Source organism: Mycobacterium sp., from assembly GCF_019247635.1.
GTDB lineage: Bacteria > Actinomycetota > Actinomycetes > Mycobacteriales > Mycobacteriaceae > Mycobacterium.
This window is the reverse complement of record NZ_JAFBAR010000060.1, coordinates 20,930-44,912: the sequence shown is the minus strand read 5'-3', so window position 1 is coordinate 44,912 and position 23,983 is coordinate 20,930. Positions and strand designations below refer to the sequence as shown.

At 67.8% G+C, this 23,983-nt stretch carries 25 protein-coding genes; 15 read left to right on the top strand and 10 right to left on the bottom strand.

All coding sequences use genetic code 11. The features are described 5' to 3' along the window. The first annotated feature begins 16 nt into the window (after positions 1-16). The 3 genes from JO236_RS08560 to JO236_RS08550 all read left to right on the top strand — a co-directional run bounded on the left by JO236_RS08560 (position 17) and on the right by JO236_RS08550 (position 3,194). A complete protein-coding gene (locus JO236_RS08560; protein WP_293327293.1) occupies positions 17-508 on the top strand; it encodes a YajQ family cyclic di-GMP-binding protein in 492 nt (163 codons plus the stop codon). Positions 509-629: 121 nt separating this feature from the next. Then, positions 630-2,117, top strand: coding sequence for a flavin-containing monooxygenase (locus JO236_RS08555; protein WP_293327291.1), 1,488 nt, complete (start codon positions 630-632; stop codon positions 2,115-2,117). A 51-nt stretch (positions 2,118-2,168) separates the two neighbouring features. Next, positions 2,169-3,194 carry an NAD(P)H-dependent glycerol-3-phosphate dehydrogenase gene (locus JO236_RS08550; RefSeq protein WP_293327289.1) on the top strand — a complete coding sequence of 342 codons (1,026 nt, stop codon included), beginning with the start codon at positions 2,169-2,171 and terminating at the stop codon, positions 3,192-3,194. Between the two features lie 16 nt (positions 3,195-3,210). Here JO236_RS08550 and JO236_RS08545 read toward each other — a convergent pair whose 3' ends face one another. From JO236_RS08545 to grcC1, 3 genes are all read right to left on the bottom strand, one after another. Next, positions 3,211-3,567 carry a type II toxin-antitoxin system HicB family antitoxin gene (locus JO236_RS08545; RefSeq protein ID WP_293327287.1) on the bottom strand — a complete coding sequence of 119 codons (357 nt, stop codon included), beginning with the start codon at positions 3,565-3,567 and terminating at the stop codon, positions 3,211-3,213. A 191-nt stretch (positions 3,568-3,758) separates the two neighbouring features. Continuing rightward, the gene (htpX, locus tag JO236_RS08540; protein WP_293327285.1) at positions 3,759-4,619 is read right to left on the bottom strand and encodes a zinc metalloprotease HtpX; all 861 of its coding nucleotides are present in this window, start codon (positions 4,617-4,619) and stop codon (positions 3,759-3,761) included. Between the two features lie 95 nt (positions 4,620-4,714). Further along, positions 4,715-5,731: a nonaprenyl/(2E,6E)-farnesyl/geranylgeranyl diphosphat synthase gene (gene grcC1 / locus JO236_RS08535; RefSeq protein WP_293327283.1), complete on the bottom strand. Its 1,017-nt coding sequence runs from the start codon at positions 5,729-5,731 to the stop codon at positions 4,715-4,717. A gap of 15 nt (positions 5,732-5,746) precedes the next feature. Here grcC1 and menJ point away from each other — a divergent pair, with 15 nt between their 5' ends. Continuing rightward, entirely contained in the window at positions 5,747-6,973 is a 1,227-nt protein-coding gene (gene menJ / locus JO236_RS08530) for a menaquinone reductase (protein WP_293327281.1), read from the top strand. Positions 6,974-7,046: 73 nt separating this feature from the next. After that, positions 7,047-7,382: a DUF732 domain-containing protein gene (locus tag JO236_RS08525; RefSeq protein WP_293327279.1), complete on the top strand. Its 336-nt coding sequence runs from the start codon at positions 7,047-7,049 to the stop codon at positions 7,380-7,382. Between the two features lie 4 nt (positions 7,383-7,386). On the opposite strand, the gene JO236_RS08520 is transcribed toward JO236_RS08525, so the two are convergent. From JO236_RS08520 to JO236_RS08490, 7 genes are all read right to left on the bottom strand, one after another. After that, entirely contained in the window at positions 7,387-8,079 is a 693-nt protein-coding gene (locus JO236_RS08520) for a demethylmenaquinone methyltransferase (RefSeq protein ID WP_293327277.1), read from the bottom strand. A gap of 95 nt (positions 8,080-8,174) precedes the next feature. Continuing rightward, positions 8,175-9,320: a glycosyltransferase family 4 protein gene (locus JO236_RS08515; protein WP_293327275.1), complete on the bottom strand. Its 1,146-nt coding sequence runs from the start codon at positions 9,318-9,320 to the stop codon at positions 8,175-8,177. Positions 9,321-9,398: 78 nt separating this feature from the next. After that, positions 9,399-9,947 (bottom strand): DUF3592 domain-containing protein, encoded by a 549-nt coding sequence (locus tag JO236_RS08510; protein WP_293327358.1) that lies wholly within the window; start codon positions 9,945-9,947, stop codon positions 9,399-9,401. A gap of 2 nt (positions 9,948-9,949) precedes the next feature. Then, complete coding sequence (gene menD, locus JO236_RS08505) at positions 9,950-11,587, bottom strand: 2-succinyl-5-enolpyruvyl-6-hydroxy-3-cyclohexene-1-carboxylic-acid synthase (RefSeq protein WP_293327273.1); 1,638 nt, start codon at positions 11,585-11,587, stop codon at positions 9,950-9,952. A gap of 159 nt (positions 11,588-11,746) precedes the next feature. Next, positions 11,747-12,535, bottom strand: coding sequence for an alpha/beta fold hydrolase (locus tag JO236_RS08500; protein ID WP_293327271.1), 789 nt, complete (start codon positions 12,533-12,535; stop codon positions 11,747-11,749). Beyond that, positions 12,532-13,449: an o-succinylbenzoate synthase gene (locus JO236_RS08495; protein WP_416362194.1), complete on the bottom strand. Its 918-nt coding sequence runs from the start codon at positions 13,447-13,449 to the stop codon at positions 12,532-12,534. The genes JO236_RS08500 and JO236_RS08495 overlap by 4 nt, the downstream gene beginning before the upstream one ends. Before the next feature lie 50 nt (positions 13,450-13,499). Beyond that, entirely contained in the window at positions 13,500-15,104 is a 1,605-nt protein-coding gene (locus tag JO236_RS08490; protein ID WP_293327267.1) for an amidohydrolase, read from the bottom strand. Positions 15,105-15,183: 79 nt separating this feature from the next. On the opposite strand from JO236_RS08490, the gene fadD8 reads away from it, so the two are divergent. The 10 genes from fadD8 to JO236_RS08440 all read left to right on the top strand — a co-directional run bounded on the left by fadD8 (position 15,184) and on the right by JO236_RS08440 (position 23,982). Next, positions 15,184-16,785: a fatty-acid--CoA ligase FadD8 gene (gene fadD8, locus JO236_RS08485; protein WP_293327264.1), complete on the top strand. Its 1,602-nt coding sequence runs from the start codon at positions 15,184-15,186 to the stop codon at positions 16,783-16,785. Between the two features lie 127 nt (positions 16,786-16,912). Then, entirely contained in the window at positions 16,913-17,368 is a 456-nt protein-coding gene (locus tag JO236_RS08480; protein WP_293327261.1) for a nitroreductase family deazaflavin-dependent oxidoreductase, read from the top strand. Positions 17,369-17,372: 4 nt separating this feature from the next. Continuing rightward, on the top strand, positions 17,373-18,059 hold the full coding sequence (locus tag JO236_RS08475; protein WP_293327259.1) for a hypothetical protein: 687 nt from the start codon (positions 17,373-17,375) through the stop codon (positions 18,057-18,059). After that, positions 18,056-18,958, top strand: a complete 903-nt coding sequence (locus JO236_RS08470; protein ID WP_293327256.1) for a 1,4-dihydroxy-2-naphthoyl-CoA synthase — start codon at positions 18,056-18,058, stop codon at positions 18,956-18,958. Before JO236_RS08475 ends, JO236_RS08470 begins: the two co-directional genes overlap by 4 nt. Positions 18,959-19,065: 107 nt before the next feature. After that, complete coding sequence (locus JO236_RS08465) at positions 19,066-19,473, top strand: VOC family protein (protein ID WP_293327254.1); 408 nt, start codon at positions 19,066-19,068, stop codon at positions 19,471-19,473. Between the two features lie 119 nt (positions 19,474-19,592). Beyond that, entirely contained in the window at positions 19,593-20,825 is a 1,233-nt protein-coding gene (locus JO236_RS08460) for an inorganic phosphate transporter (protein WP_293327252.1), read from the top strand. Continuing rightward, entirely contained in the window at positions 20,822-21,121 is a 300-nt protein-coding gene (locus tag JO236_RS08455; RefSeq protein ID WP_293327250.1) for a hypothetical protein, read from the top strand. The genes JO236_RS08460 and JO236_RS08455 overlap by 4 nt, the downstream gene beginning before the upstream one ends. A gap of 55 nt (positions 21,122-21,176) precedes the next feature. Continuing rightward, complete coding sequence (locus tag JO236_RS08450) at positions 21,177-21,479, top strand: DUF3349 domain-containing protein (protein ID WP_293327247.1); 303 nt, start codon at positions 21,177-21,179, stop codon at positions 21,477-21,479. Positions 21,480-21,538: 59 nt separating this feature from the next. Beyond that, the gene (gene menE, locus JO236_RS08445) at positions 21,539-22,624 is read left to right on the top strand and encodes an o-succinylbenzoate--CoA ligase (RefSeq protein ID WP_293327355.1); all 1,086 of its coding nucleotides are present in this window, start codon (positions 21,539-21,541) and stop codon (positions 22,622-22,624) included. Between the two features lie 5 nt (positions 22,625-22,629). Next, a complete protein-coding gene (locus JO236_RS08440; RefSeq protein ID WP_293327244.1) occupies positions 22,630-23,982 on the top strand; it encodes a hypothetical protein in 1,353 nt (450 codons plus the stop codon). Position 23,983: the final 1 nt, after the last annotated feature.

Sequence of the window (23,983 nt, the reverse complement as noted above, 5' to 3'; positions counted from 1 at the left end):
AGAAGGGACGGATCTAGTGGCGGATTCATCGTTCGACATCGTCAGCAAGGTCGAGCATCAGGAGGTCGACAACGCGCTCAACCAGGCCGCCAAGGAGCTGGCCACGCGCTTCGACTTCCGCGGCACCGACACCAAGATCGCGTGGAAGGGCGACGAGGCCGTCGAGCTGACATCGTCCACGGAGGAGCGGGTCAAGGCCGCCGTCGACGTGTTCAAGGAAAAACTGATCCGCCGCGACATTTCGATGAAGGCCTTCGACGCCGGCGAGCCGCAGGCCTCCGGCAAGACCTACAAGGTCACCGGCACCATCAAGCAGGGCATCAGCAGCGAGAACGCCAAGAAGATCACCAAGCTCATCCGTGACGAGGGGCCCAAAACCGTCAAGACCCAGATCCAGGGCGACGAAGTGCGCGTCACCAGCAAGAAGCGCGACGACCTGCAGGCCGTCATCGCCATGCTGAAGCAGGCCGACCTGGACGTCGCACTGCAGTTCGTCAACTACCGGTAGGCCGCGCCCAGCGTGAACTGAGGGTGAAAATCCGCGGCGATTCTCGCCCTCACATCACGTTCGGCGCACGTTCGGGCCGCGCGGCCGAACCGGGTTCCCAGCGCCGGATAAATTCGATGACATGAGCCATCAGAACCCCGCCAGCGACTCCCTCGATGTCCTCATCGTCGGGGCCGGCATTTCCGGCATCGACGCGGCGTATCGAATCACTGAGCGCAACCCGCAGCTCACCTACACCATCCTGGAGCGGCGCGCGCGGATCGGCGGCACCTGGGATCTGTTCCGCTATCCCGGCGTGCGTTCGGACAGCAGCATCTTCTCGCTGTCCTTTCCGTTCGAGCCGTGGACCCGCAGGGAAGGCGTCGCTGACGGGGTCCACATCCGCGAGTACTTGACCGCCACCGCGCACAAGCACGGCATCGACCGCCACATCCAGTTCAAAAGCCTTGTGCGCTCGGCGGACTGGGATTCATCGACCGACACCTGGACGGTCACGGCCGAGGAAGAAGGCACCTGGCGCCGCTACCGCAGCCGGTTCTTGTTTTTCGGCAGCGGCTACTACAACTACGACGAGGGGTACACCCCCGACCTCCCCGGCATCGAGCGGTTCGCAGGCACCGTCGTGCATCCGCAGCATTGGCCGGAAGAGCTGGATTACGCCGGCAAGAAGGTGGTCGTGATCGGCAGCGGCGCGACCGCGGTCACGCTGATCCCGTCGATGGCAGAACGCGCCGAAAAGGTGACCATGCTGCAGCGCTCGCCGACCTATCTCATGGCGGCCTCCAAGTACAGCAAGGTCGCCGCCGTCGCCCGTAAAGTGTTGCCTCGCAGGGCCGCCCACGAGGCCATCCGGACCTACGCGGCATTTACGGAGGCGGCGTTCTGGTTCCTGTCCCGCAAGATACCCGGGTTCGTGAAGTGGCTGCTGCGACGCGTTGCCACCAACAACCTGCCCGACGGCTACGACATCGACACCCACTTCAAGCCGCGGTACAACCCCTGGGACCAACGGATGTGCCTCATCCCCGACGCCGACTTTTACACCGCGATCACCCAGGGCCGCGCCGACGTGGCCACCGACCACATCGACCATTTCGACGCCACCGGCATCGCGCTTAAATCGGGTGCGCACCTCGACGCCGACATCGTCGTCACCGCGACCGGCTTGCAACTGCAGGCCCTCGGCGGCGCCACGATCAGCATCGACGGCACCCAGATCAATCCCGCCGACCGGTTCGTCTACAAGGCGCACATGCTCGACGACGTGCCCAACCTGTTCTGGTGCGTCGGGTATACGAACGCGTCCTGGACCCTGCGCGCCGACATCACCGCCCGGGCGACGGCAAAGCTGTTGGCACACATGGCCGCTCACGGCTATACGCACGCCTATCCGCATCTCGGTGACCAGGCGATGGCCGAGAAGCCGTCCTGGGACATCCAGGCGGGATACGTCAAACGGGCGCTGCATGCGCTGCCCAAGTCAGGCACCAAGCGGCCGTGGAATGTGCGACAGAACTATTTCGCCGATGCGATCGACTACCGCTTCGACCGCATCGAAGAGGCGATGGTGTTCGGTCGCGCCGCCGACCGCGCGCCGTTGGCCGGGTAGCTCCGGGTGAATCGCTACTAAATCTCGAATCTCGGCAATAGGGTGACTTCCATGGCAGCTGAGAAGCGCGAACCCAACGTCGTGGTCCTCGGTGGCGGTTCGTGGGGCACCACCGTGGCATCCATCTGCGCGCGGCGCGGGCCAACCCTGCAGTGGGTGCGCTCCGAGGCCACCGCCAAGGACATCAACGAAAACCACCGCAACTCCCGCTATCTGGGCAACGACGTCATCCTGAGCGAGACGCTGCGCTCCACCACCGATTTTTCCGAGGCCGCCAGCCGTGCCGACGTCCTGGTCATGGCTGTGCCGTCGCACGGATTCCGCGGTGTGCTCACCGAACTCAGTAAGGAACTGCGGCCGTGGGTCCCGGTGGTGTCGCTGGTCAAAGGGCTTGAACAGGGCACCAACATGCGGATGTCCCAGATCAGCGAAGAGCTGCTGCCCGGCCATCCTGCGGGCATCCTGGCCGGGCCGAACATCGCGCGCGAGGTGGCCGAGGGGTATGCCGCCGCGGCGGTGTTGGCAATGCCGGACCAGCATCTGGCCACCCGGCTGGCGGCGTTCTTCCGGACCCGGCGCTTCAGGGTGTACACCAGCGACGACGTCGTCGGCGTCGAGATGGCGGGCGCGCTTAAGAACGTGTACGCGATCGCGGTCGGAATGGGCTACTCGCTGGGGATCGGCGAAAACACCCGCGCCCTGGTGATCGCCCGCGCCCTGCGCGAGATGACCAAGCTCGGCGTGGCGATGGGCGGCAATACCGAAACCTTCCCCGGATTGGCGGGCCTGGGCGACCTGATCGTCACCTGCACCAGCCAGCGCAGCCGCAATCGCCACGTCGGCGAACAGCTGGGCACCGGCAAGGCGATCGACGAGATCATCGCATCGATGAATCAGGTAGCCGAGGGTGTCAAGGCCGCCAGCGTGATCATGGAGTTCGCCAACGAGTTCGGGCTGAACATGCCAATCGCACGCGAAGTTGACGGCGTGGTCAACCACGGCTCGACCGTCGAGCAGGCCTACGCCGGCCTGGCCGCCGAGGTCCCGGGCCATGAGGTGCACGGCTCGGGGTTCTGATGGCGGCGCGACTCGCCTAGTCGTACGGGAACGTCCCCAGGCCGCCGCCCAGTTGGCGATCGGCAAGCTTTTGAACCACCAAGTGATTCATCGAAATTCGTTGTTCGGCAGCTTCGCTGGCCAGCCGCGCGTGCAACTGTGGTGACGTTCTGACGACGATTGTGCCGCTATAGTTTCGTTCGGCGAACGGTTGGGGAGGTGTTTCACCGCACGCTTGCATGGCATCGACGAATTCGTCGACGGCTGTTTCAATCTCGGTGATGGCTCCCTGCCTCGTGGGCGCTTGCCGAACCACAGTGGGCAACTCGATACATCTCGCGAAATATTCCTCGTACTCCGGCGACCATTCCACGCGGTAGGTGTAGTGGTTCACGGGGGACTTGATAACACGCAGCGCAGCGTACTCGAAAGTCAGTCGCGCCGGGACCATGCGGTGTTTTGCAAACTCGATAGCACATCCGCTAGCAGATCTGAGAACGCACGCATGGTCGACAGACCGGAAAGCTGGTGTCCGCCCGCATCGCGCGTCAACCAGGGCACCGTGCTAGCTCCGAAAGCGCTCCCTTACCCCCGAGCCATCGCCTCCAAGCGCCGAATGCGGTCCTCGATCGGCGGATGCGTCGAGAACAGCGATCCGATGCGCTCGCCGGCGCGGAACGGGTTGGCAATCATCAGGTGAGCCTGGCTGGCCAACTGGGGCTCTGGCGGCAGCGGCGCGGCCTGCACTCCACCGGAGATCTTGCGCAGCGCCGACGCCAAGGCCAGCGGGTCGCCGGTCAGCACCGCGCCGGACTCGTCGGCCTGGTATTCGCGGGAGCGCGACACCGCCAGCCGCACCACGGTCGCGGCGACAGGGCCGAGCAAGGAAACCAGAAGCAGCGCAAAGGGATTCTCGTTGTCCCGGTCGTTGCCGAACATCCCGGCGAACATCGCTATGTTGGCCAGCGCGGTGATCACCCCGGCCAGCGCGCCCGCCACACACGAGATCAGGATGTCGCGGTTGTACACGTGCGAGAGCTCGTGGCCCAACACGGCGCGCAACTCACGTTCGTTGAGCAACTGCAGGATGCCGGTGGTGCAGCAGACCGCGGCATTGCGCGGATTGCGGCCGGTGGCGAAAGCGTTCGGCGCGGCGGTGTCGCTGATGTACAGCCGCGGCATCGGCTGATGTGCACCGGTGGCCAGCTCCCGCACGATCCGGTGCATCACCGGGGCCTGCAGCTCGGAGACTGGTTGCGCATGCATGGCGCGCAGCGCCAGCTTGTCGCTGTTGAAGTAGACGTAGACGTTCATCCCGACGGCGAACAGCGCCGCCAGAACCACGGCCGTCCGGCCGAACAACGCCCCGACCAACACGATCATCGCGGACATACCAACCAGCAGGACGAAGGTCTTGAGCCTGTTGGCATGGGGATGCCAGGTCATCAGCTGTGTCCTCCTACGAACACCCGGTCTGCGGGATTATCGCCACTTCAACGCCTCGGAGGGCGCTTAAGGTTCCACAGCGGTTCCGCCGGACGTTATCCCTGTCGGCTGACCGTGTAATCGACGAGGGCCGCAAGCGCGCGCCGGCCCGGGACGTCGGGCAATAAGTCCAGCTCCTGCTGCGCTTGTTCGGCGTATTGCGCCAGGACGTCTTTGGCTTTGGCCATGCCCGGTGACGCCCGCAGCAAGGTCAGCGCCTCGAGCACCGCATCGTCGTCCTCGACAGGGCCGCCCAGCAGCTCGCGCAGCCGCACACCGTCGGGCCCGGTTTCCCGCAGCGCATACAGCATCGGCAGGGTAAGCACCCCTTCCCGCACGTCCGTGCCGGGCAACTTGCCCGACTCGTCGGGTTCGCTGTCGATGTCGATGATGTCGTCGGAGATCTGAAACGCCGTGCCCACCAGGCCGCCGATCCGGCTCAGCCGGGCAACCTGCTCCTCGTCGGCGCCGGAGAACATCCCACCGAATTGCCCGGCCGCAGCGATCAGGCAGGCCGTCTTCTCGTACACCACCTTCAAGTAGTGCTCCACCGAATCGACCCCTTCGGCTCCTCCTGCTAAGCCTCGGGTCTCGCGCATCTGACCGGTGACCAGCTGCCCGAACGTCTCGGCGATCAGCCGCACCGCTTCCGGCCCGAGCCGGGCAACCAGCCGTGACGCCGTGGCGAACAGGTAGTCGCCGGCCAGAATGGCGACGTTGTTGCTCCACCGCACGTTGGCGGTCGGCGCACCGCGGCGCACTTCCGCCTCGTCCATCACGTCGTCGTGGTAGAGCGTCGCCAGGTGCACCAGCTCGATGACGGCGCCGGCGATGGTGACCTCGATGGCGTCCGGCTTCGGTCCGATCTGCGCGGACAACACCGTGTACAGCGGCCGGAACCGCTTGCCGCCGGCCATGAACAGGTGCAGTAGCGATTCGGTCATCACATCGTCAGCGCTGCGCAGCTCCGTGTCCATGAGCTGCTCGATCCGCGCGACGCCCGCACGCACGGTCGCAGCAAGCGCGGCATCGCCGAAGTCGACGCCCGCGACCACCGTCGCCGGAGTACCCACCCGACCAACATACTGGTGAACGTGAAGACCGGAGCTGACCTGGTGGTGGTGGGCGCGGGCCCAGCGGGTGCGGCCGCCGCCGCGTGGGCGGCCCGAGCGGGCCGCGACGTGCTCGTCATCGACTCGGCCAGCTTCCCCCGCGACAAAGCCTGCGGTGACGGGCTGACGCCGCGCGCGGTGGCCGAGTTGCAACGGCTGGGGCTGGGTGACTGGCTGGACGGCCGCATTCAGCATCGGGGCTTGCGGATGAGCGGATTCGGCGGCGAGCTGGAGGTGGACTGGCCGGGCCCCTCGTTCCCGCCGTACAGCAGCGCGGTGGCCCGCCTGGAGTTGGACGACCGGATCCGCAAGGTGGCGGAGGAGTCCGGGGCGCGCATGCTGCTCGGAACCAAAGTCATTGCCGTTAACCATGATTCATCGCGACGGGTCGCATCGCTGACGCTGGCCGACGGCACCGAAGTGGGCTGTCGCCAGCTGATCGTCGCCGACGGCGCCCGGTCGTCGCTGGGCCGCAAGCTGGGCCGGCGATGGCATCAGGAGACCGTGTACGGAGTCGCCGCCCGCGGTTATCTCGCCACCGCACGCAGCGACGACCCCTGGCTGACGTCGCACCTCGAACTGCGCTCCCCCGACGGCGCGGTATTGCCCGGCTACGGCTGGATTTTTCCGCTTGGCAACGGCGAGGTGAACATCGGCGTGGGAGCGTTGTCCACAACGCGGCGCCAAGCGGATCTGGCGCTGCGACCACTCATCTCCTACTACACCGACCTGCGCCGCGACGAGTGGGGCTTTGCGGGGCCGCCCAAGGCGGTGGCATCGGCGCTGCTGCCGATGGGCGGCGCGGTCTCGGGGGTGGCCGGGCCGAACTGGATGCTGATCGGCGACGCCGCCGCCTGTGTCAACCCGCTCAACGGCGAAGGCATCGACTACGGGCTGGAGACGGGCCGGCTGGCCGCCGAGCTACTGGACTGCCGAGACCCGTCGCACGTGTGGCCGTCGCTGCTGCAGGACCATTACGCCCGCGGATTTTCGGTGGCGCGCAGGCTGGCGTTGCTGTTGACCTTCCAACGGTTTCTGCCCGCGACCGGACCGATTGCGATGCGCTCCACGACGCTGATGACCGTCGCCGTGCGCGTGATGGCCAACCTGGTCACCGATGACGATGCCGACTGGGTGGCACGGGTCTGGCGCGGCGGGGGGCGGGTGTCCCGGCTGATCGATCGCCGACCGCCATTCAGCTGACCCGACCTCGCACCAGCAACTGAGCGAAATCTTGACCGGATATCTAGCTGTACTAAGTGGTATAGTCCCACGAATGATGGCAAAGAGGCTGGCTCCTATCCTCACCATGGCGGCCGCCGCTGTGGCGCTGGCCGCACCGGCGCAGGCCGACGACTACGACGCCCCGTTCAACGCCCAGCTGCATACCTACGGCATCTACGGCCCGCAGGACTACAACGCCTGGCTGGCCAAGATCAGCTGTGAACGGATCACCCGCGGCGTGGACCACGACGCGTACAAATCTGCGACGTTCATCCAGCGCAACCTGCCGCTGGGCTCGACTCAAGGCCAGGCGTTCCAGTTCCTGGGCGCGGCGATCAACCATTACTGCCCCGACCAGGTCGCCTTCATCCAGCGGGCCGGCACTTAACCCGTCAGCGGCCTGGCTTATAGGCCGCGTGCAACGCCACTATGCCGCCGGTGAGGTTGCGCCAGCGCACGGCCGACCATCCCGCCCGTGAAATCTGTTGAGCCAGCGTCGCCTGGTCGGGCCAGGCTCTGATCGATTCGGCAAGGTAGACGTAGGCCTCTGGATTGCTGGACACCGCTTGCGCCAATCGGGGCAGGGCCCGCATCAGGTATTCCTTGTAGACCGTGGCGAACGCTGCGTTGGTGGGCGTGGAGAATTCGCACACCACAAGTCGACCGCCTGGCCGCGTCACGCGGGCCATCTCGCGCAGCGCCGCCTGCGTGTCGACGACATTGCGCAGGCCGAAACTGATTGTCACACCGTCAAATACATCGTCGCCGAAGGGCAGCCGGGTGGCGTCGCCGGCAACCTTGGGCACCGTGCGCGCAACGCCGGCGGCAAGCATGCCCACCGAGAAGTCGGCCGCCACACACCACGCCCCGGACTTCGTCAGCTCCGCCGTGGAAACCGCCGTGCCGGCGGCCAGGTCCAGCACCTTGTCACCCGGTCCGATTCGCAGCGCCGAGCGGGTGGCCCGCCGCCAGTACCGGTCCTGGCCGGCCGAGAGCACGGTGTTGGTGAGGTCATAACGGCGGGCGACGCCGTCGAACATCGACGCGACGTCTCGGGGGTCCTTGTCCAGGGCCGCGCGATTCACGACGTCGACGCTACCTGCCCCGCGACGAAGCGGCCCGCAGGGTGTGTGGCCCTCATCAGCGCCAGCTCGGCGAATCGGGTCGGCTAAGGCTCGCGTTACGCCCGGCGCCGCCAGGTGGTGCGTGCCCGCTTGGCGGGCGACAGCACCGCCTCGTAGTGGCCAAGCAGTTCGTCACAGATGACGGCCCAGCTGCGACCCAACACGCTGCGCCGAGCCGCCAGCGAATAGCGATGGCGCTCCGAGAGCAGGTGCACGACCGCGTTGGGCAACTGCGCCTCGAACTCGTCGACGGGCAGCAGCAATCCGGTGCGGCACGGGGTGACCAGATCGCGTGGCCCTCCGGCGTCGGGCGCAATTACGGGCAGCCCCGACGCCAGCGCCTCCTGCACGACCTGGCAGAACGTCTCGTGCTCACCGGAATGCACGAACACGTCCATGCTGGCGTAAGCCTGTGCGAGCTCGTCGCCGTACAGGGCACCGGTGAAAAGCGCTGTAGGCATTGCCGATTGCAGCTTCGCCCGGTCGACGCCGTCGCCCACGATGACGATCTGCAGCTCGCTGTTGTGCGCCAGTACCGCCAGCCGCTCGACATGCTTTTCCGGGGCGAGCCGACCGACAAAGCCCACGATCGGCTTGCCCTGTGGCGACCACTGTCGACGCAACGCCTCGTTGCGTGCCGACGGCGCATAACGGATGACGTCGACTCCACGCGCCCAGCGGTAGACACGTGGGATACGCTGTGCAGCAAGCGATTCCATGGTCGCGGTCGACGGCGCGAGGGTGCGGTCGGCGAGACCGTGCAAGTGCCTAAACCATGCCCACGCAACCCGAGTCGTCGTCCCGATGCCGTAGCTGGACGCGAAACCCGGTACGTCGGTTTGGTATACGGCCACCGTCGGCACGCCAAGACGACGGGCCGCGCGGACCCCGCCGTAGCCGAGCAGTGCGGGCGAAGCCAAATGCACCACGTCGGGATCGAATCCGCGCAGCACGTTGAGCATGCGGGGGGTTGGCACTCCGAGTGGCAGGGTGGTTACCTTCGGGAAAATGCGTGACGGCACCCGATGCACTCGGATGCCGTCGTGAATTCGGTCGGCGCGGGGTTCACCCGGTGGGTTGTCGGGTGCGATCACCAAGGCCTCGTGACCGGTTCGACGCAGGTGTTCAAGTAGCCGGACGACGGAGTTGCTGACGCCGTTGACTTGCGGCAGGAAAGATTCCGCGACAATCGCAACGCGCACAACGCCACAGTGCCAGCGAAGGCTGTCGCAAAGGTTGCCTACGGGCATACGGGACACGAAATCTGCAGGTTGGCGCGCTCAGGACGCCGATTCGGCCGCAGCGTTTTCCGACGTAGCGCGCCGGTACAGGCGCTTGTCCAGCCCAGCCAGCACGAGCAGCACGATCGCTGCCGCCAGCCACGCCACCACCGCGATCGAACCCGCCGGGATGATTGCCAATCCCGCGTTGCGGTGCTGCACTCGGACCAGGTTGGGATCCCTCTTGTTGTATTCGACGTAAATCCGCATGCCCTCGACCAATTCAGACGGGTACAGCACGCCGAGTTCGGGCCGATAGGTGACGCGTTCGGGGGTGACGAACTCGATGGTCGAACGCCGCGGCCCGGCACTGAGCACTTCGGCCTGTGCCACACCCATATTCCGTTGGATCGCAAGGTCGTCGCGCCAGGCTCCGGCCACCAATAACACCGACTGCAACGTCACCAGGGCCGCCACGACAAGGACGGCGATTCGCGCCCAACGCAGCGCAATTCGCCCCCGGGTGTTCGGCAGGTCTGCACTGGTGCCACGAATCAACAACCGCCACAGTGCCTTTGGTGTCTTTGAAGTCTTTGGCGTCTTTGGCAGAGTCACAGCGCTGCCTTGATGGCGGCGTGCAACTGCCGTAATGACGATCGGTCCGCCTTGACCTCCAACACCCGCATGCCGGCACCGGGCTCGTCGAGCGCCGCGCCGAGTTCGTCGACCTCGATCTGGCGGCTTTCCACGTGGTACGCGCGACACAATGCGCCCACGTCGACGTCGTGTGGGGTGCCGAAGATTCGCGACGACACGTCGGAGAATCTGGGGTCGCCCTGCTCGAGCAGCTCGAAGATGCCACCGCCGTTGTCGTTGGACACCACGATCGTCAGCTGTTGGGGCGTCGGCTCGGTGGGGCCGATCAGCAGGCCGGAACTGTCGTGCACGAACGTCAGGTCGCCGATCAGCGCGATGGTGCGGCCGCGGTGCGCACCCTCGTGGGCCAGAGCGGCCCCGATGGCGGTGGATACGGTGCCGTCGATCCCGGCCACCCCGCGGTTTGATCGCACCCGAATGCCGCGCGGGTTCAGGCCGACCAGAGCGACATCACGGACCGGGTTGGATGCCCCGAGGACCAATTGGTCGCCGGGCCGCAGCGCGTCGGACACCGCCGCCGCGACGTGCAGGCCGGTGGTGAGTGGGTGGGCGCCGAGTTGACTGCGGACCGCAGCGTTGGCGTGCCGGTTCATTTCTGCGCAGCGGCGCAGCCAGGCGGGATGCGGCGTCCCGGCAGTGACCGCCCTAGTGCCGGTGGCCTGCGAGTTGCCGGACACGTCGGGCCAGCGCGGCCCGGTCGTCAGCGCGTACACCGGGACTTCCGCGTCGGCCAGCAGCGCCGATACCGGGCGGTGCAGTGTGGGGCGGCCGAGCATAATCACCTGCTTGGGCCGCAGCAGCGGCAACGCCAGCGGGTGCAGGGGGTTTTCTGGTGCCGGCGCGGTGGGCTCGGCGACAGTCGGCAACTCGGCCAGGGGGGGGTGCACGCCGGCGCCGTGCCCGGCGATGACGACGGTGTCGGCCGACACGTCGATGTCCAACGGCTGGTCGAAGGTGACCGGCGGCGTGTAGGTCCACGGTTTCCCGTCGGGCCGGCCGTGCGGGACAACCGCGTCGTCGCGCTCGGGGTCGGGCACCAGGGGCTCGCGCAGCGGGATGTCGAAGTGCACCGGACCGGCGTTGGCGGTCCGAGACCCCTTGGCCGCCACTAATACTCGGCAGGTGACCGAACGCCAGGTCGCGTTGAGGGCGGCCACTCGTTCCGGGGTATCCTCGGCCAGACCCAGACTGATGGTGGCCCGCACCTGGGTGCCGAAGTAGCCCAGTTGTTCCATGGTCTGGTTGGCCCCGGTGCCCAGCAATTCGTACGGCCGGTTGGCCGAGAGGACGATCAGCGGCACCCGGGCGTAGTTGGCCTCCACCACCGCCGGACCCAGGTTGGCCACGGCGGTGCCCGACGTCATCGCGACACACACCGGCGCTTCGGCCGCGATGGCCAGCCCGATGGCCAGGTAGCCGGCGGTGCGCTCGTCGATGCGAACATGCAGCCTGAGCCGGCGTTGGCGGTCGGCGTCCTGCAGGGCGAACGCCAGCGGGGCGTTCCGCGAACCCGGGCACAACACCACGTCGCGAACGCCGCCGCGGATCAGCTCGTCGACGACCACGCGGGCCTGCGTCGTCGAGGGGTTCATCTGTACAGGGTGTCACAGCCCCGCGGCCGGTGGTGTCGTGTTACATCCGCCACGACGGGGTCCGGGCCCCGGCGTGGCCGCAGGGGGATGTCTCCTCTTGGCCCGGCTGGGAGCGACAAGCAACGGGGCGACGCGGAAGGCCTCTCGCCGCTGCACGCATTAGGCCCGTGCGCCGGAGAAGAACTGCAGCGCCGCGGCGTTGACGGCCTGCGGCCGTTCGAAGAATCCGAGGTGGCCGGCGTCCGGTATCTGCAGGTAGCGGCCGTTAGGCAGGGCATCGGCGACCTCGCGCCCCAGGTATGGCGGGGTGACCACGTCGTCGGAGAAGCCGATCACCAGCACCGACGCGGCGATGCTGCGGTACGCCGGCAGCCGGTTGGTCAGCGGCGCCACGTCCAGCTGGCAGCGCAGTCCCGGGGTCTGCTTGATCGGCCACATGGAGAACATCGCGATCCAGTCGCCGACGGCCGTGTCGTCGTTGAGTGTCTTGCGTGAAAAGCTTTCCAGCAAGCGGTTTTTCGCGTCGTTGGTAAGCGGAAGGCGGGTGCCGGAGTCGTAGAGATCGGCTTCCGACTGGTGGAAGAACTGGCGGGCCCGGTCCAGCCGGCCACGGGTGGCCATCAACACGGCGGAGCTGACCAGCTCGGGCCGCACCACCATGAGCTCCTGGGCGATGAACGAGCCCATCGACACGCCGACGATGCGAACGGGGCCGGCGCCGAGCGATTCGATCAGCGCCGCGGTGTCGGCGACCATGGTCTGCGTGGTGAAACCTTCGGCGTTCTCGCTCGCCCCGATCCCGCGATTGTCGAAGGTGACGCAGCGATATCCCGCCGCCAGGAAGGCCGGGACCTGATGGGGGTGCCAGGTACGTCCGGCGCCGCCGCGGCCGGCGATGAAGACAACCGGCTCACCGGTCCCCTTGTCGTCGTAAGCCAGGTTGATCACCCGAACGACGCTACAAGCAGCGGGTAGCAAACCTTGATTCGGTCGATCCACCACTGCCGCCGCTGCGTCGGCGCGGCCAGGGCCTGCAGCCGCGCCGGATCGGGCGCCACCGAGACGACGGGCAGGCAGCCGTCGACCGGCACCGAGGGCTCGGCCACGTCCTCGACGAACAGCCCGCCGGTGCCCAGCCCACAGGCGTGCTGCAGCTCGGGCAGCGCTGCGGCGGCGATCAGACCGCGGCCTATACCCACGGCCGAGTCGAGCGCGCTCGACACCACGACGGGGATGTCGATCTGCGCGGCGATGTGAAGCATCGCCGAAACCCCGCCCAGCGGGGCAACTTTCAGCACCGCGACGTCGGCGGCGCGGGCGCGCACCACGGCCAGCGGGTCGGTGGCCTTGCGGATGCTCTCGTCGGCCGCGATCGGCACGTCCACCCGGCGGCGAAGCACGGCGAGTTCGTCGACGGTCGCGCAGGGTTGTTCGATGTACTCCAGCGGGCCGTCGGCGGTCAGGGCGGCCGCGGCGTCGGCGGCCTCCTGGACGCTCCAGCCGCCGTTGGCGTCCACCCGCACCGTCGGGACCAGTTCGCGCACCGCGTTGACCCGGTCGACGTCGTCGGCCAGGCTCTGCCCGGGTTCGGCGACCTTGACCTTGGCGGTGCGGGCGCCGGGAAAGCGGGCCAGCACCTCGGGCACCTGGGCCGGTGTGACGGCCGGGACCGTGGCGTTGATCGGGATGCCGTCGCGTCGCACCGGCGGCGGCCGCTGGTATGCGGCCTCGATGCCCGATGCCAGCCAGTGGGCCGACTCGTGCGGCCCGTATTCGACGAAGGCGCCGAACTCCCCCCAGCCGGCCGGGCCCTCGATCAGCGCGACCTCGCGGATGGTGATGCCGCGGAAGCGCACCCGCATGGGCAGCGCCACCACGCGCAGACGCTCGAGCAACTCCTGCAGATCGGGCGTCACCGCTGGTAAACCCGCTGCCCAGCCAGGAAGGTCGCGCGGACGTCGAGATCGGCGATCTGTTCGGGTGGCACCGTGCGGGGATCCGCAGACAGCACCACCATGTCGGCGTACTTGCCGATCTCCAGGGAGCCGATGACGTCGTCGGCGAACAGCTGCCAGGCGGCGTCGATCGTTTGCGCACGGACGGCCTGCTCGACCGTCAACCGTTCCTCGGGGGCCAGCACCCGCCCGCTTGGCGCCACCCGCGTCGTGGCGACGCTGATGTTGCGCAGCGGTTCCTCGGGCGTGACCGGCGGATCGTTGTGCAACGAGATGCGCATGCCGGTGGCGACCGCGGATCCCGCCGGCATCCAACGGGATCCGCGTTCCGGCCCGAACAGTCCGTCCACAATGATGTCGCCCCAATAGTGGATCTGGTCGACGAAAATGCTGCAGGTAACGCCCATATCGGCGGCTCGCTGGAGTTGGTCGGGGCGGATCGCACCGACATGCTCCAGCCTCAGACGATGGTCGTGGCGCGGATTACGTTGCAGCGCTTCTTGATACACGTCAAGGATGGTGTCGACGCCGGCGTCGCCTTGCACGTGACACGCCATCTGCCAACCCAACGGGTAATAGGCGCCGACGATTTCGCTGAGCTGCTCGCGGGTGTAGTTGGCGCATCCACAGGAGCCGGGTTGTACCCCGATGGCGCGGGTGGCCGCCGTGTCCAGGTAGGGAAAGGACAGTGCGATATTGCCGACCCACGGCGAGCCGTCCACCCAGATCTTGATGCCGACCTGGCGCAGGATGTCGTCACCCTGGCCGGGCGTGGCGGTGGTGGACATCTGCGCGTTGGAGATCTCGTAGGTGCGCAGGCGGACCGTCAAGTGCTCGCGCAGCTGCTCGATCACCGGCCCGAAGGCTGGGTCAAACGCCATCTCCGAACACGTCGTCAGGCCGGCACGGTTGAGCCGGGCGCACTCCGCGAGCAGCATCGCCGGGTAGTCGCTGGGCTGGATCGCGCCGCGCAGCAGCGGGAACACCGCGCCGATTTCCTCGGCCGTGCCGTCCAATTCGCCACTGGCGTCGCGGCCGTAGCTGGCCCCCTTGGGATCCGGCGTGTCGCGGTTCAGCCCGTTGAGCCGGGCGGCGTGCGAGTTGAAATACGCTTTGTGCCCGGAGTTGTGGATGATCACCAAGGGCCCGTCGGGCGCGATGTCGTCGAGCCAGGCCAGCGTCGGCTGCGGAAGCCCGGCCTGCAACAGCGGATCCCATCCGTTGAGGTAAGCCCCGACCGGGCCGCTGTGCACGGCCTCGCGGCGGACCGCGTCGACAACGTCGGCGGCCGCGCTCAAAGTGACGGGTCGGATGTCGACGATCCGGTCGGACAGGGCGACCGCCTCCATCAGTGGATGACCATGTGCCTCAACGAATCCCGGCATGAGGCAGCCATCACCGATGTCGATCGTCCGCGTGTGAGCCCCGATGAGTTGTGCGACGTCGGAGCGGTCACCGAGGGCAACGATGCGTCCGTCGGCCACGGCGAGTGCCTGGGCAGTGGGCCGTGCGTCGTCGACGGTGAGAACGGTTCCCGTGATGACGAGATCAGCCGCTGCCATACGCCAAAACACTAGCCGGGCGACGCGTGGCGCCGAGGGTGCACCCGAGCCGAATTGCAACACGTTCTAGTCTTGCCACATGAGTGACGAGCTGTTGCGCAACCCGACCCATAACGGCCACCTGTTGGTGGGGGCGCTCAAGAGGCACAAGAACAGGCCGGTGCTGTTCCTCGGCGACACCACGCTGACCGGTGGTCAGCTGGCCGAGCGGATCAGCCAGTACATCCAGGCGTTCGAGGCGCTGGGTGCCGGCACTGGTGTCACAGTCGGCCTGCTGTCGCTCAACCGTCCAGAAGTGCTGATGATCCTGGGTGCCGGCCAGACCCAGGGTTATCGCCGGACCGCCCTGCACCCACTCGGCTCGCTGGACGATCACGCCTACGTGCTTTCCGACGCCGGGGTCACCTCGCTGATCATCGACCCCAACCCGATGTTCGTCGAGCGCGCGCTGGGGCTGCTGGAGAAGGTGGACTCGCTCAAGCAGATCCTGACAATCGGCCAAGTGCCGGAAGCGTTGAAAGACGTGGCTGTCGACTTGTCGGCCGAGGCGGCAAAGTACGAGCCGCGCCCGCTGGTCGTCGCGGACCTGCCGCCGGACCACATCGGCGGCCTCACCTACACCGGCGGCACCACCGGCAAGCCCAAGGGCGTGATCGGTACAGCCGGGAACATCGCCAGCATGACGTCGATTCAGCTTGCCGAGTGGGAATGGCCCGAGCACCCGCGGTTTTTGATGTGCACGCCACTCTCGCACGCCGGTGCGGCCTTCTTCACGCCCACGGTGGTCAAGGGCGGCGAGATGGTGGTGCTGAGCAAGTTCGACCCGGCCGAGGTACTGAAAACCATTGAGGAACAACGTATTACGGCTACCATGCTGGTGCCGTCGATGCTGTACGCGCTGATGGACCACCCGGATTCGCACACCCGGGACCTGTCGTCGCTGGAGACGGTCTATTACGGCGCGTCGGCGATCAACCCGGTGCGGCTGGCCGAGGCGATCCGGCGGTTCGGCCCGATTTTCGCCCAGTACTACGGGCAGTCCGAGGCGCCGATGGTGATCACGTACCTGGCCAAGGCCGATCACGACGAGAAGCGGCTGACGTCCTGCGGCCGGCCGACCCTCTTTGCACGCGTCGCGCTGCTCGGCGAGGACGGCAAGCCGGTGCCGCAGGGCGAACCCGGCGAAATCTGCGTCAGCGGGCCACTTTTGGCCGGCGGCTACTGGAACCTGCCGGAGGCGACGGCCAGCACATTCAAAGACGGCTGGCTGCATACCGGCGACATGGCCCGCGAGGATGAGGATGGCTTCTACTTCATCGTCGACCGCGTCAAGGACATGATCGTCACCGGCGGCTTCAACGTCTTCCCCCGCGAGGTCGAGGACGTGATCGCCGAGCACGCTTCGGTTGCCCAGGTGTGCGTGGTCGGCGCGCCCGACGAGAAGTGGGGAGAGGCCGTCACGGCGGTGGTGGTGCTGCGCGCCGACGCCGCGCGCGACGAGGCCGCGGTCGAGGCGATGACGGCCGAGATCCAGGCCGCGGTCAAGGACCGTAAGGGTTCGGTGCAGTCGCCGAAGCGGGTGGTGGTCGTCGACGCGCTGCCCCTGACCGGGCTGGGCAAGCCGGACAAGAAGGCCGTGCGCGCGCAGTTCTGGGAGGGCGCCGGCCGCTCCGTCGGCTGACGGTCCGCCGAACGTGACGCTGTGGTCGCCTTCTGCCGGTCCGGACTGTGGGGACGACATCCCTCCCACACGGCAACGAACCGTTCCCGCAGGAGCGCTCGGGGCACTGACGGGTAACGTCGCCGGTATGGCCAGTGGCAAACCAATCAAGCCACCGTGGTGGCTGAAGCCGGCGAACAAGGTCTTCATCCAGCTGACTCGCCTCGGCATGAGTTTCGGGGGCGAGAGCCCGGTCGTGTTGACGGTCCCGGGCCGCAACAGCGGCGCCCCTCGGTCGACGCCGGTGACGCCGATGACGCTGGATGGTCAGCGGTACGTCGTCGCGGGCTTCCCGGGCGCCGACTGGGTGCGAAACGTCAGGGCCGCAACCGAAGTCACGCTGAGCCGCGGCCGCAAACGCGAGCGCGTGCGGATGGTCGAGCTGTCCGCCGAGGAGGCCAAGCCGGTGCTGCGGGCATTTCCGACCGAGGTTCCCACCGGCGTCGGCTTCATGAAGCGGTCCGGGCTGGTCTCCGACGGCCGTCCCGACGAATTCGAAGCGCTGGCCGGCACCTGTGCGGTGTTCCGTTTCGACCCGGCGTAGTCGCATGGTCCGGGTGCTGCTGGCCGCGGCGCTGGCCGCGTGCGCAAGCCTGATACCCGCGGTGCGGTCGTCCGCTGCCGCGGGTTGCGCGCCGGGCGGCACACCCCCGCCGTCCGGCGCCGCACAGCGCCAGGTTGGCGATCTCGACGGCGACGGCCAGCCGGACACGTTGTGGGTCGGACAGTTGCGGACCGACGACGGCGCGATCAAACGACTCGTCGGGGTCACCACGGCCAGCGGCGCGAACTCCGACGTCCGCATCACCACGGCCAGTCCAATGCCGTTGTCCGCCTTGGCTGTTGACGCGCAGCAGGACGGCCAGCACCAGATCATCGTCAGCGACGGCCGCGGCGCGCGGCTGTATGTGTTCGCCGACTGCCGGCTGCAGACTGCCGTCGACAGTCAGGACGTGCCTTTCCTGTTCGACCTGCAGAATCTGCGGGGCCACGGCACCGGGGTCGGCTGCAGCGACCTCGGTAGCGGTCCCCGTCTGGTCGGCCTGCAAGCCCTGGAAACCAGGGACCAATGGACAGTGCGCCGCACCGAGATCGACCTGAGCGGCACCCTGGCCACCATCGGGCGATCCGATACCCTGACCGCCACTTCCGCGCAGGACCCGGTGGTGACATCGGCGCAGACGATCAGCTGCGGCGACCTCACCATGAGCCAGGACGGAGTTCAACAGCCTTGAGTGACAACCCCTTTGACGCCTCGGCATGGCGGCCCGTCGACGGCTTCGCCGAGCTGACCGACATCACCTATCACCGTCATGTCACCGACGCGACCGTGCGGGTGGCATTCGACCGGCCCGAGGTGCGCAACGCGTTTCGGCCACACACCGTCGATGAGCTGTACCGGGTACTCGACCACGCCCGGATGTCACCCGACGTCGGCGCGGTGCTGCTGACCGGCAACGGGCCGTCGCCCAAAGACGGCGGCTGGGCGTTTTGCTCGGGCGGCGATCAACGCATCCGGGGGCGCACCGGCTATCAGTACGCGAGCGGAGACACCGCGGACACGGTTGACGTGGCGCGCGCCGGGCGGTTGCACATCCTCGAGGTGCAGCGCCTGATCCGGTTCATGCCCAAGGTCGTCATCTGCCTGGTCAACGGATGGGCCGCCGGCGGTGGGCACAGCCTGCACGTGGTGTGCGACCTGACGCTGGCCAGCCGTGAGCATGCCCGCTTCAAGCAGACCGACGCCGACGTCGGCAGCTTCGACGGCGGGTACGGCAGCGCATATCTGGCGCGCCAGGTTGGTCAGAAGTTCGCCCGCGAGATCTTCTTTCTGGGCCGCACCTATACCGCCGAGCAGATGCACCACATGGGCGCGGTCAACGAGGTGGTCCCGCACGCCGAGCTGGAGCGGGTGGCCGCGCAGTGGGCAGCCGAAATCAATGCGAAATCGCCTCAGGCACAACGGATGTTGAAGTTCGCCTTCAACCTGCTGGACGACGGGCTGGTGGGCCAGCAACTGTTCGCCGGTGAGGCCACCCGGCTGGCGTACATGACCGACGAGGCCGTCGAGGGCCGAGACGCCTTCCTACAGAAGCGCCCCCCCGATTGGAGCCCGTTCCCGCGCTACTTCTGAGGCCGGCCGCCGAGCCGGGGGCACCGCCGACAAGCGGCACTGACCCGAGCCCGCCCGGCGGGCCAACCCTGCGCAGCCGTTGCGGCCGGGCGTGATAGACACGAGCGATGGAAATTCTGGCCAGCCGGACGCTGCTCCGGCCGGCGGACTACGAGCGGTCACTGAGCTTCTACCGGGACCAGATCGGGCTGGCGATCGCCCGAGAATACGGAGCAGGCACAGTGTTTTTCGCCGGGCAGTCACTGCTCGAGCTGGCCGGCTATGTCACCGAAGCCACACCGGACCATTCCCGCGGCCCCTTCCCCGGCGCGCTGTGGCTGCAGGTGCGCGACATCGCGGCGACCCAGGCCGAGTTGCGGGGACGGGGGGTGTCGATCGCGCGGGAGGCGCGGCGCGAACCGTGGGGTCTGCACGAGATGCACGTGACCGATCCCGACGGAATCACGCTGATTTTTGTCCAGGTCCCCGGCGACCATCCGCTGCGCCGGGACACCCGCGGCGACCGCCCCAAGTGAACCCCGCCGAACGCCAGGTTAACGGCTAGGTAACATCTGGCGACGACTCTCGTTTCACCTGCATTTCGCCTACTCCTGCATTCGACAACCTAATCCTCAGACGACCAGAATCAGGGCCTGTGAACATAGACTTGTTCCTCTTGATCATTGTCGTAATCACGGCACTCGCATTCGATTTCACCAACGGATTTCACGACACCGGCAACGCCATGGCGACCTCCATCGCCAGTGGCGCGCTGGCGCCCAAGGCGGCCGTCGCGCTGTCCGCGGTGCTCAACCTCGTGGGCGCGTTCCTGTCCACCGCGGTTGCTGCCACGATCGCCAAGGGTTTGATCGACGGGCACGTCGTCACGCTGGAACTGGTGTTCGCCGGCCTCGTCGGCGGCGTCGTCTGGAATCTGCTGACCTGGCTCCTCGGCATCCCCTCGAGTTCCTCACACGCGCTGATCGGCGGCATCGTCGGTGCCACCATCGCCGCCGTCGGCGCGCACGGGGTGATCTGGAAGGGCATCACCTCCAAGGCGATCATCCCGGCTGTCGTGTCCGCCATCCTGGCCATCGCGGTCGGGGCGGTGGCCACCTGGCTGGTCTACCGGATCACCCGCGGCCTGCAGGAAACGCGCACCGAGGCCGGGTTCCGGCGCGGCCAGATCGGTTCGGCGTCGCTGGTGTCGCTGGCACATGGCACCAACGACGCACAGAAGACGATGGGCATCATCTTCCTGGCCCTGATGTCCTACGGCGCGATCCCCAAGAACACCGCCGCACCCCCACTATGGGTGATCGTGGCCTGCGCGCTGGCGATGGCGACGGGCACCTACCTAGGTGGGTGGCGGATCATTCGCACCCTGGGTAAGGGCCTGGTCGAGATCAAGTCGCCGCAGGGCATGGCTGCCGAATCATCTTCGGCCGCAATCATTCTGCTGTCCGCGCACTTCGGCTACGCGCTGTCCACGACGCAGGTCTGCACCGGCTCGGTGATGGGCAGCGGCCTGGGCAAGCCGGGCGGCGAGGTGCGCTGGGGCGTGGCCGGCCGGATGGGGGTTGCCTGGCTGGTCACCCTTCCGCTGTCCGGACTGGTCGGCGCGATCACCTACTGGATCGTGCACCTCATCGGCGGCTACCCGGGCGCGATCATCGGGTTCTCGCTGTTGATCGCGGTGGCCGCCACCATCTACATCCGGTCGCGCAAGGTCAAGGTCGACCACAACAACGTCAACGAGGAGTGGGAAGGCAGCCTCACGGCCGGCCTCGACGGGACAGCCGACGCGAAAACACCGTCCGGTCCCGGCAGCGGGTCGCCCCGGTCGGGCTCCGATGACGACTCTGTGACCGCGGGGAGTTCCTCATGAGTCACTTCAGCGAATGGTTCAACTACCAGGCCTCCCTGAAGATCCTGCTCTTCAGCATGCTGGCCGGTGCCGCGCTGCCCGGGCTGTTCGCCCTCGGGATCCGGTTCCAGGCCGTGGGGACGGGACACGCCGGCCCCGACGGCTCCGCATCGCAGAAAAACCCGGTGCTGCTCGCGCTGGCCTGGGCGATCTACGGGCTGGTATTCGTCGTAATCCTGTTCGCGTTGCTGTACATCGCGCGCGACTTCATCGCGCATCAGACGGGCTATCCCTTCCTCGGAGCCAAAGTTAAGTAGCATTGGATCGTCGTCCACCGCAGTGCCGATCCCCCCTCGTGGAGCGGAGAGCCTAGTGAACCGATTCCTGAATTCGGTCGTCTCGTGGTTGCGCGCGGGGTATCCCGAGGGCATCCCGCCGACCGACACGTTCGCGGTGCTCGCGTTGCTGTCGCGCCGGCTGACCAACGACGAGGTCAAACTCGTGGCCCGTGACCTGATGCAGCAGGGCGATTTCGACGACGTCGACATCGGCGTGTTGATCAGCAAGCTCACCGACGAGCTGCCGGCACCGCAGGACATCGACCGGGTGCGCACCCGGCTGGCCGCCAAGGGCTGGCCGTTAGACGAGGTGCGCGACAACGGAGAGCACGCATAGCTGTCCTGCGTGCGCTGAGCGTCACCCCTGGCTGCGCCGCCGGACCACTGCTGTCCGCCCTGGAAGGCGTCCTGGCTGGCCGCGATCCCGCGCTGGTCGCGCTGCCCCCCGCTGACCGGGAATCCGCAGCCGCCTTGCGGGTGGGCGAGGCGATCGACGACGACGTGGCCCTGGTGGTGGCGACGTCGGGCACCACCGGCACGCCGAAGGGGGCCTTGCTGACCGCTGCCGCGCTGACCGCCAGCGCGGCCGCCACCCACGAACGGCTCGGCGGGCCGGGCAACTGGCTGTTGGCGTTGCCGCCACATCACATCGCCGGGCTGCAGGTGCTGGTCCGCGGCGTGCTCGCCGGTGGTGTCCCGGCGGAGCTGGACCTCAGCGCGGGATTCGACGTCACCGCGCTGCCGGACGCCGTGCGCAGGCTGGGCGCCGGTCGCCGATACACCTCACTGGTCGCGGTCCAGCTGGCCAAGGCGCTGGCCGACCGGGCCGCCGCGGGCGCGCTGGCCGAGCTGGATGCCGTGCTGCTCGGCGGCGGCCCGCCACCGCGACCCGTCCTGGACGCCGCCGCGGCCGCCGGGATCAGGGTGGTGTGCACCTACGGGATGAGCGAGACCGCCGGCGGCTGCGTGTACGACGGGCTGCCGCTGGACGGTGTACGGCTACGGGTGTCGGCCGACGGCCGCATTGTGCTGGGCGGCGCGACGCTGGCCAAGGGCTACCGCAACCCGGTTGACCCCGACCCTTTCGCCGAGCCCGGCTGGTTTGTCACCGACGACATCGGCGCCCTGGACTCCTCCGGCGCGCTGACCGTGCTGGGCCGCGTCGACGACGGGATCAGCACCGGTGGATTGACCGTGCTGCCGCAGGCCGTCGAAGCCGCGCTGGGCAGCCACCCGGCGGTCAGTGACTGCGTCGTCTTCGGCGTTGCCGACGACCGGTTGGGCCAGCGGGTAGTCGCCGCGGTTGTCCTGCGCGACGGTTGGGATGAGCCCACGCTGGAGGCGTTGCGCGCACATGCCGCGACCGCCGTGGACCTCACCGCCGCGCCCCGCGAGCTACATATCGTCGACGCGCTGCCGCGCCGCGGCATCGGAAAGGTCGATCGCGCGACCCTGGCGCATCGGTTCGGTTCAATAGGCTGAGCATCGTGACGGTTGCGCGTCGGGAGGTGCCGGCGGTTGCGGTCGCGGCTGTCCTGGTGGCGGCCGCGTTCGTACTGCCGCGCATGCACTGGGGAGTCGATCCGCGGCGCGATGTCGGCCTGGAGCAGTTCGGCACGCGTGCCGGCGCCGCGCCGATCTTCGGCTATTGGGACGCCCACGCCGGCTGGGGCACCGCCCCGGCGATTCTGCTTGCGGCGGCCGCAGTGCTCTGGGGATCCGCGATGGCGCGACGGCTTCCGTGGCGGATGCTGACGTTGGCCAGCTGGGCCACCGCCGGTGCGTGGGCGTTTTCGCTGGCGATGATCGACGGTTGGCAACGTGGCTTCGCCGGCCGGCTCACCACCAAGGACGAGTACCTGTGGGAGGTGCCCCACATCGCCGACATCCCGGCCACCCTGCGCACATTCGCCGGCCGGATCGTCGACTTCCAGCCCAACTCCTGGGTCACCCATGTGTCGGGACACCCGCCGGGCGCATTGCTGACCTTCGTGTGGCTGGACAGGATCGGGCTGCACGGCGGCGCGTGGGCCGGGCTGCTGTGCCTGCTGGTCGGATCCAGCGCGGCGGCGGCCATGCTGATCGCCGTTCGCGCGCTTGCGGACGAGTCGACCGCGCGCCGCGCCGCGCCGTTCGTCGCCGTCGCGCCGACGGCAATCTGGATCGCGGTCTCGGCCGACGGCTACTTCGCCGGGGTCGCCGCATGGGGTATCGCGTTGTTGGCATTGGCGGTACACGCCGGGGTTCGGTTTCCGGCGCTCGCGGGGGCCGGCGCGGGCCTGCTGCTGGGCTGGGGCGTCTTCCTCAGCTACGGCCTGATGCTGATCGGGCTGCCGGCGTTGGCGGTATTGATGTCGGCACCCGGCTGGCGGGCGGCGCTGCGGGCAGTGGGCCCCGCGGTGCTGGCCGCGGTGACTGTGGCGGTGGTCTTCGCCGTCGGGGGGTTCTCTTGGTTCGAGGGCTATCATCTTGTGCAACAACGCTATTGGCAGGGGGTCGCCAAGGACCGACCCTTCCAGTACTGGTCATGGGCCAACTTGGCGTGCGTGGTATGCGCGATCGGATTGGGTGCCGTGGCCGGTCTGAGCCGGGTATTCGACGTTGCGGCTCTGCGTCGGCGGTCCGGTTTGCATCTGCTGCTGCTCGCGATGCTGGCGGCCATCGCCTGTGCGGACCTGAGCATGCTGAGCAAGGCTGAGACAGAGCGCATCTGGCTGCCGTTCACCATCTGGCTGACCGTCGCACCCGCCCTGCTGCCATCGTGGTCGCACCGGATATGGCTGGCCGTCAACGCCGTTGGAGCGCTGGTGCTCAACAGCATCATCTTCACGAACTGGTAGG

Coding starts and splice junctions, on each gene's coding strand:
- JO236_RS08555 (WP_293327291.1), top strand. CDS start 630: ATGAGCCATCAGAACCCCGCCAGCGACTCCCTCGATGTCCTCATCGTC.
- JO236_RS08550 (WP_293327289.1), top strand. CDS start 2,169: ATGGCAGCTGAGAAGCGCGAACCCAACGTCGTGGTCCTCGGTGGCGGT.
- htpX (WP_293327285.1), bottom strand. CDS start 4,619: ATGACCTGGCATCCCCATGCCAACAGGCTCAAGACCTTCGTCCTGCTG.
- JO236_RS08525 (WP_293327279.1), top strand. CDS start 7,047: ATGATGGCAAAGAGGCTGGCTCCTATCCTCACCATGGCGGCCGCCGCT.
- menD (WP_293327273.1), bottom strand. CDS start 11,587: ATGAACCCCTCGACGACGCAGGCCCGCGTGGTCGTCGACGAGCTGATC.
- JO236_RS08495 (WP_416362194.1), bottom strand. CDS start 13,449: ATGCGGGTGCGCTTCCGCGGCATCACCATCCGCGAGGTCGCGCTGATC.
- JO236_RS08490 (WP_293327267.1), bottom strand. CDS start 15,104: ATGGCAGCGGCTGATCTCGTCATCACGGGAACCGTTCTCACCGTCGAC.
- fadD8 (WP_293327264.1), top strand. CDS start 15,184: ATGAGTGACGAGCTGTTGCGCAACCCGACCCATAACGGCCACCTGTTG.
- JO236_RS08480 (WP_293327261.1), top strand. CDS start 16,913: ATGGCCAGTGGCAAACCAATCAAGCCACCGTGGTGGCTGAAGCCGGCG.
- JO236_RS08475 (WP_293327259.1), top strand. CDS start 17,373: ATGGTCCGGGTGCTGCTGGCCGCGGCGCTGGCCGCGTGCGCAAGCCTG.
- JO236_RS08465 (WP_293327254.1), top strand. CDS start 19,066: ATGGAAATTCTGGCCAGCCGGACGCTGCTCCGGCCGGCGGACTACGAG.
- JO236_RS08455 (WP_293327250.1), top strand. CDS start 20,822: ATGAGTCACTTCAGCGAATGGTTCAACTACCAGGCCTCCCTGAAGATC.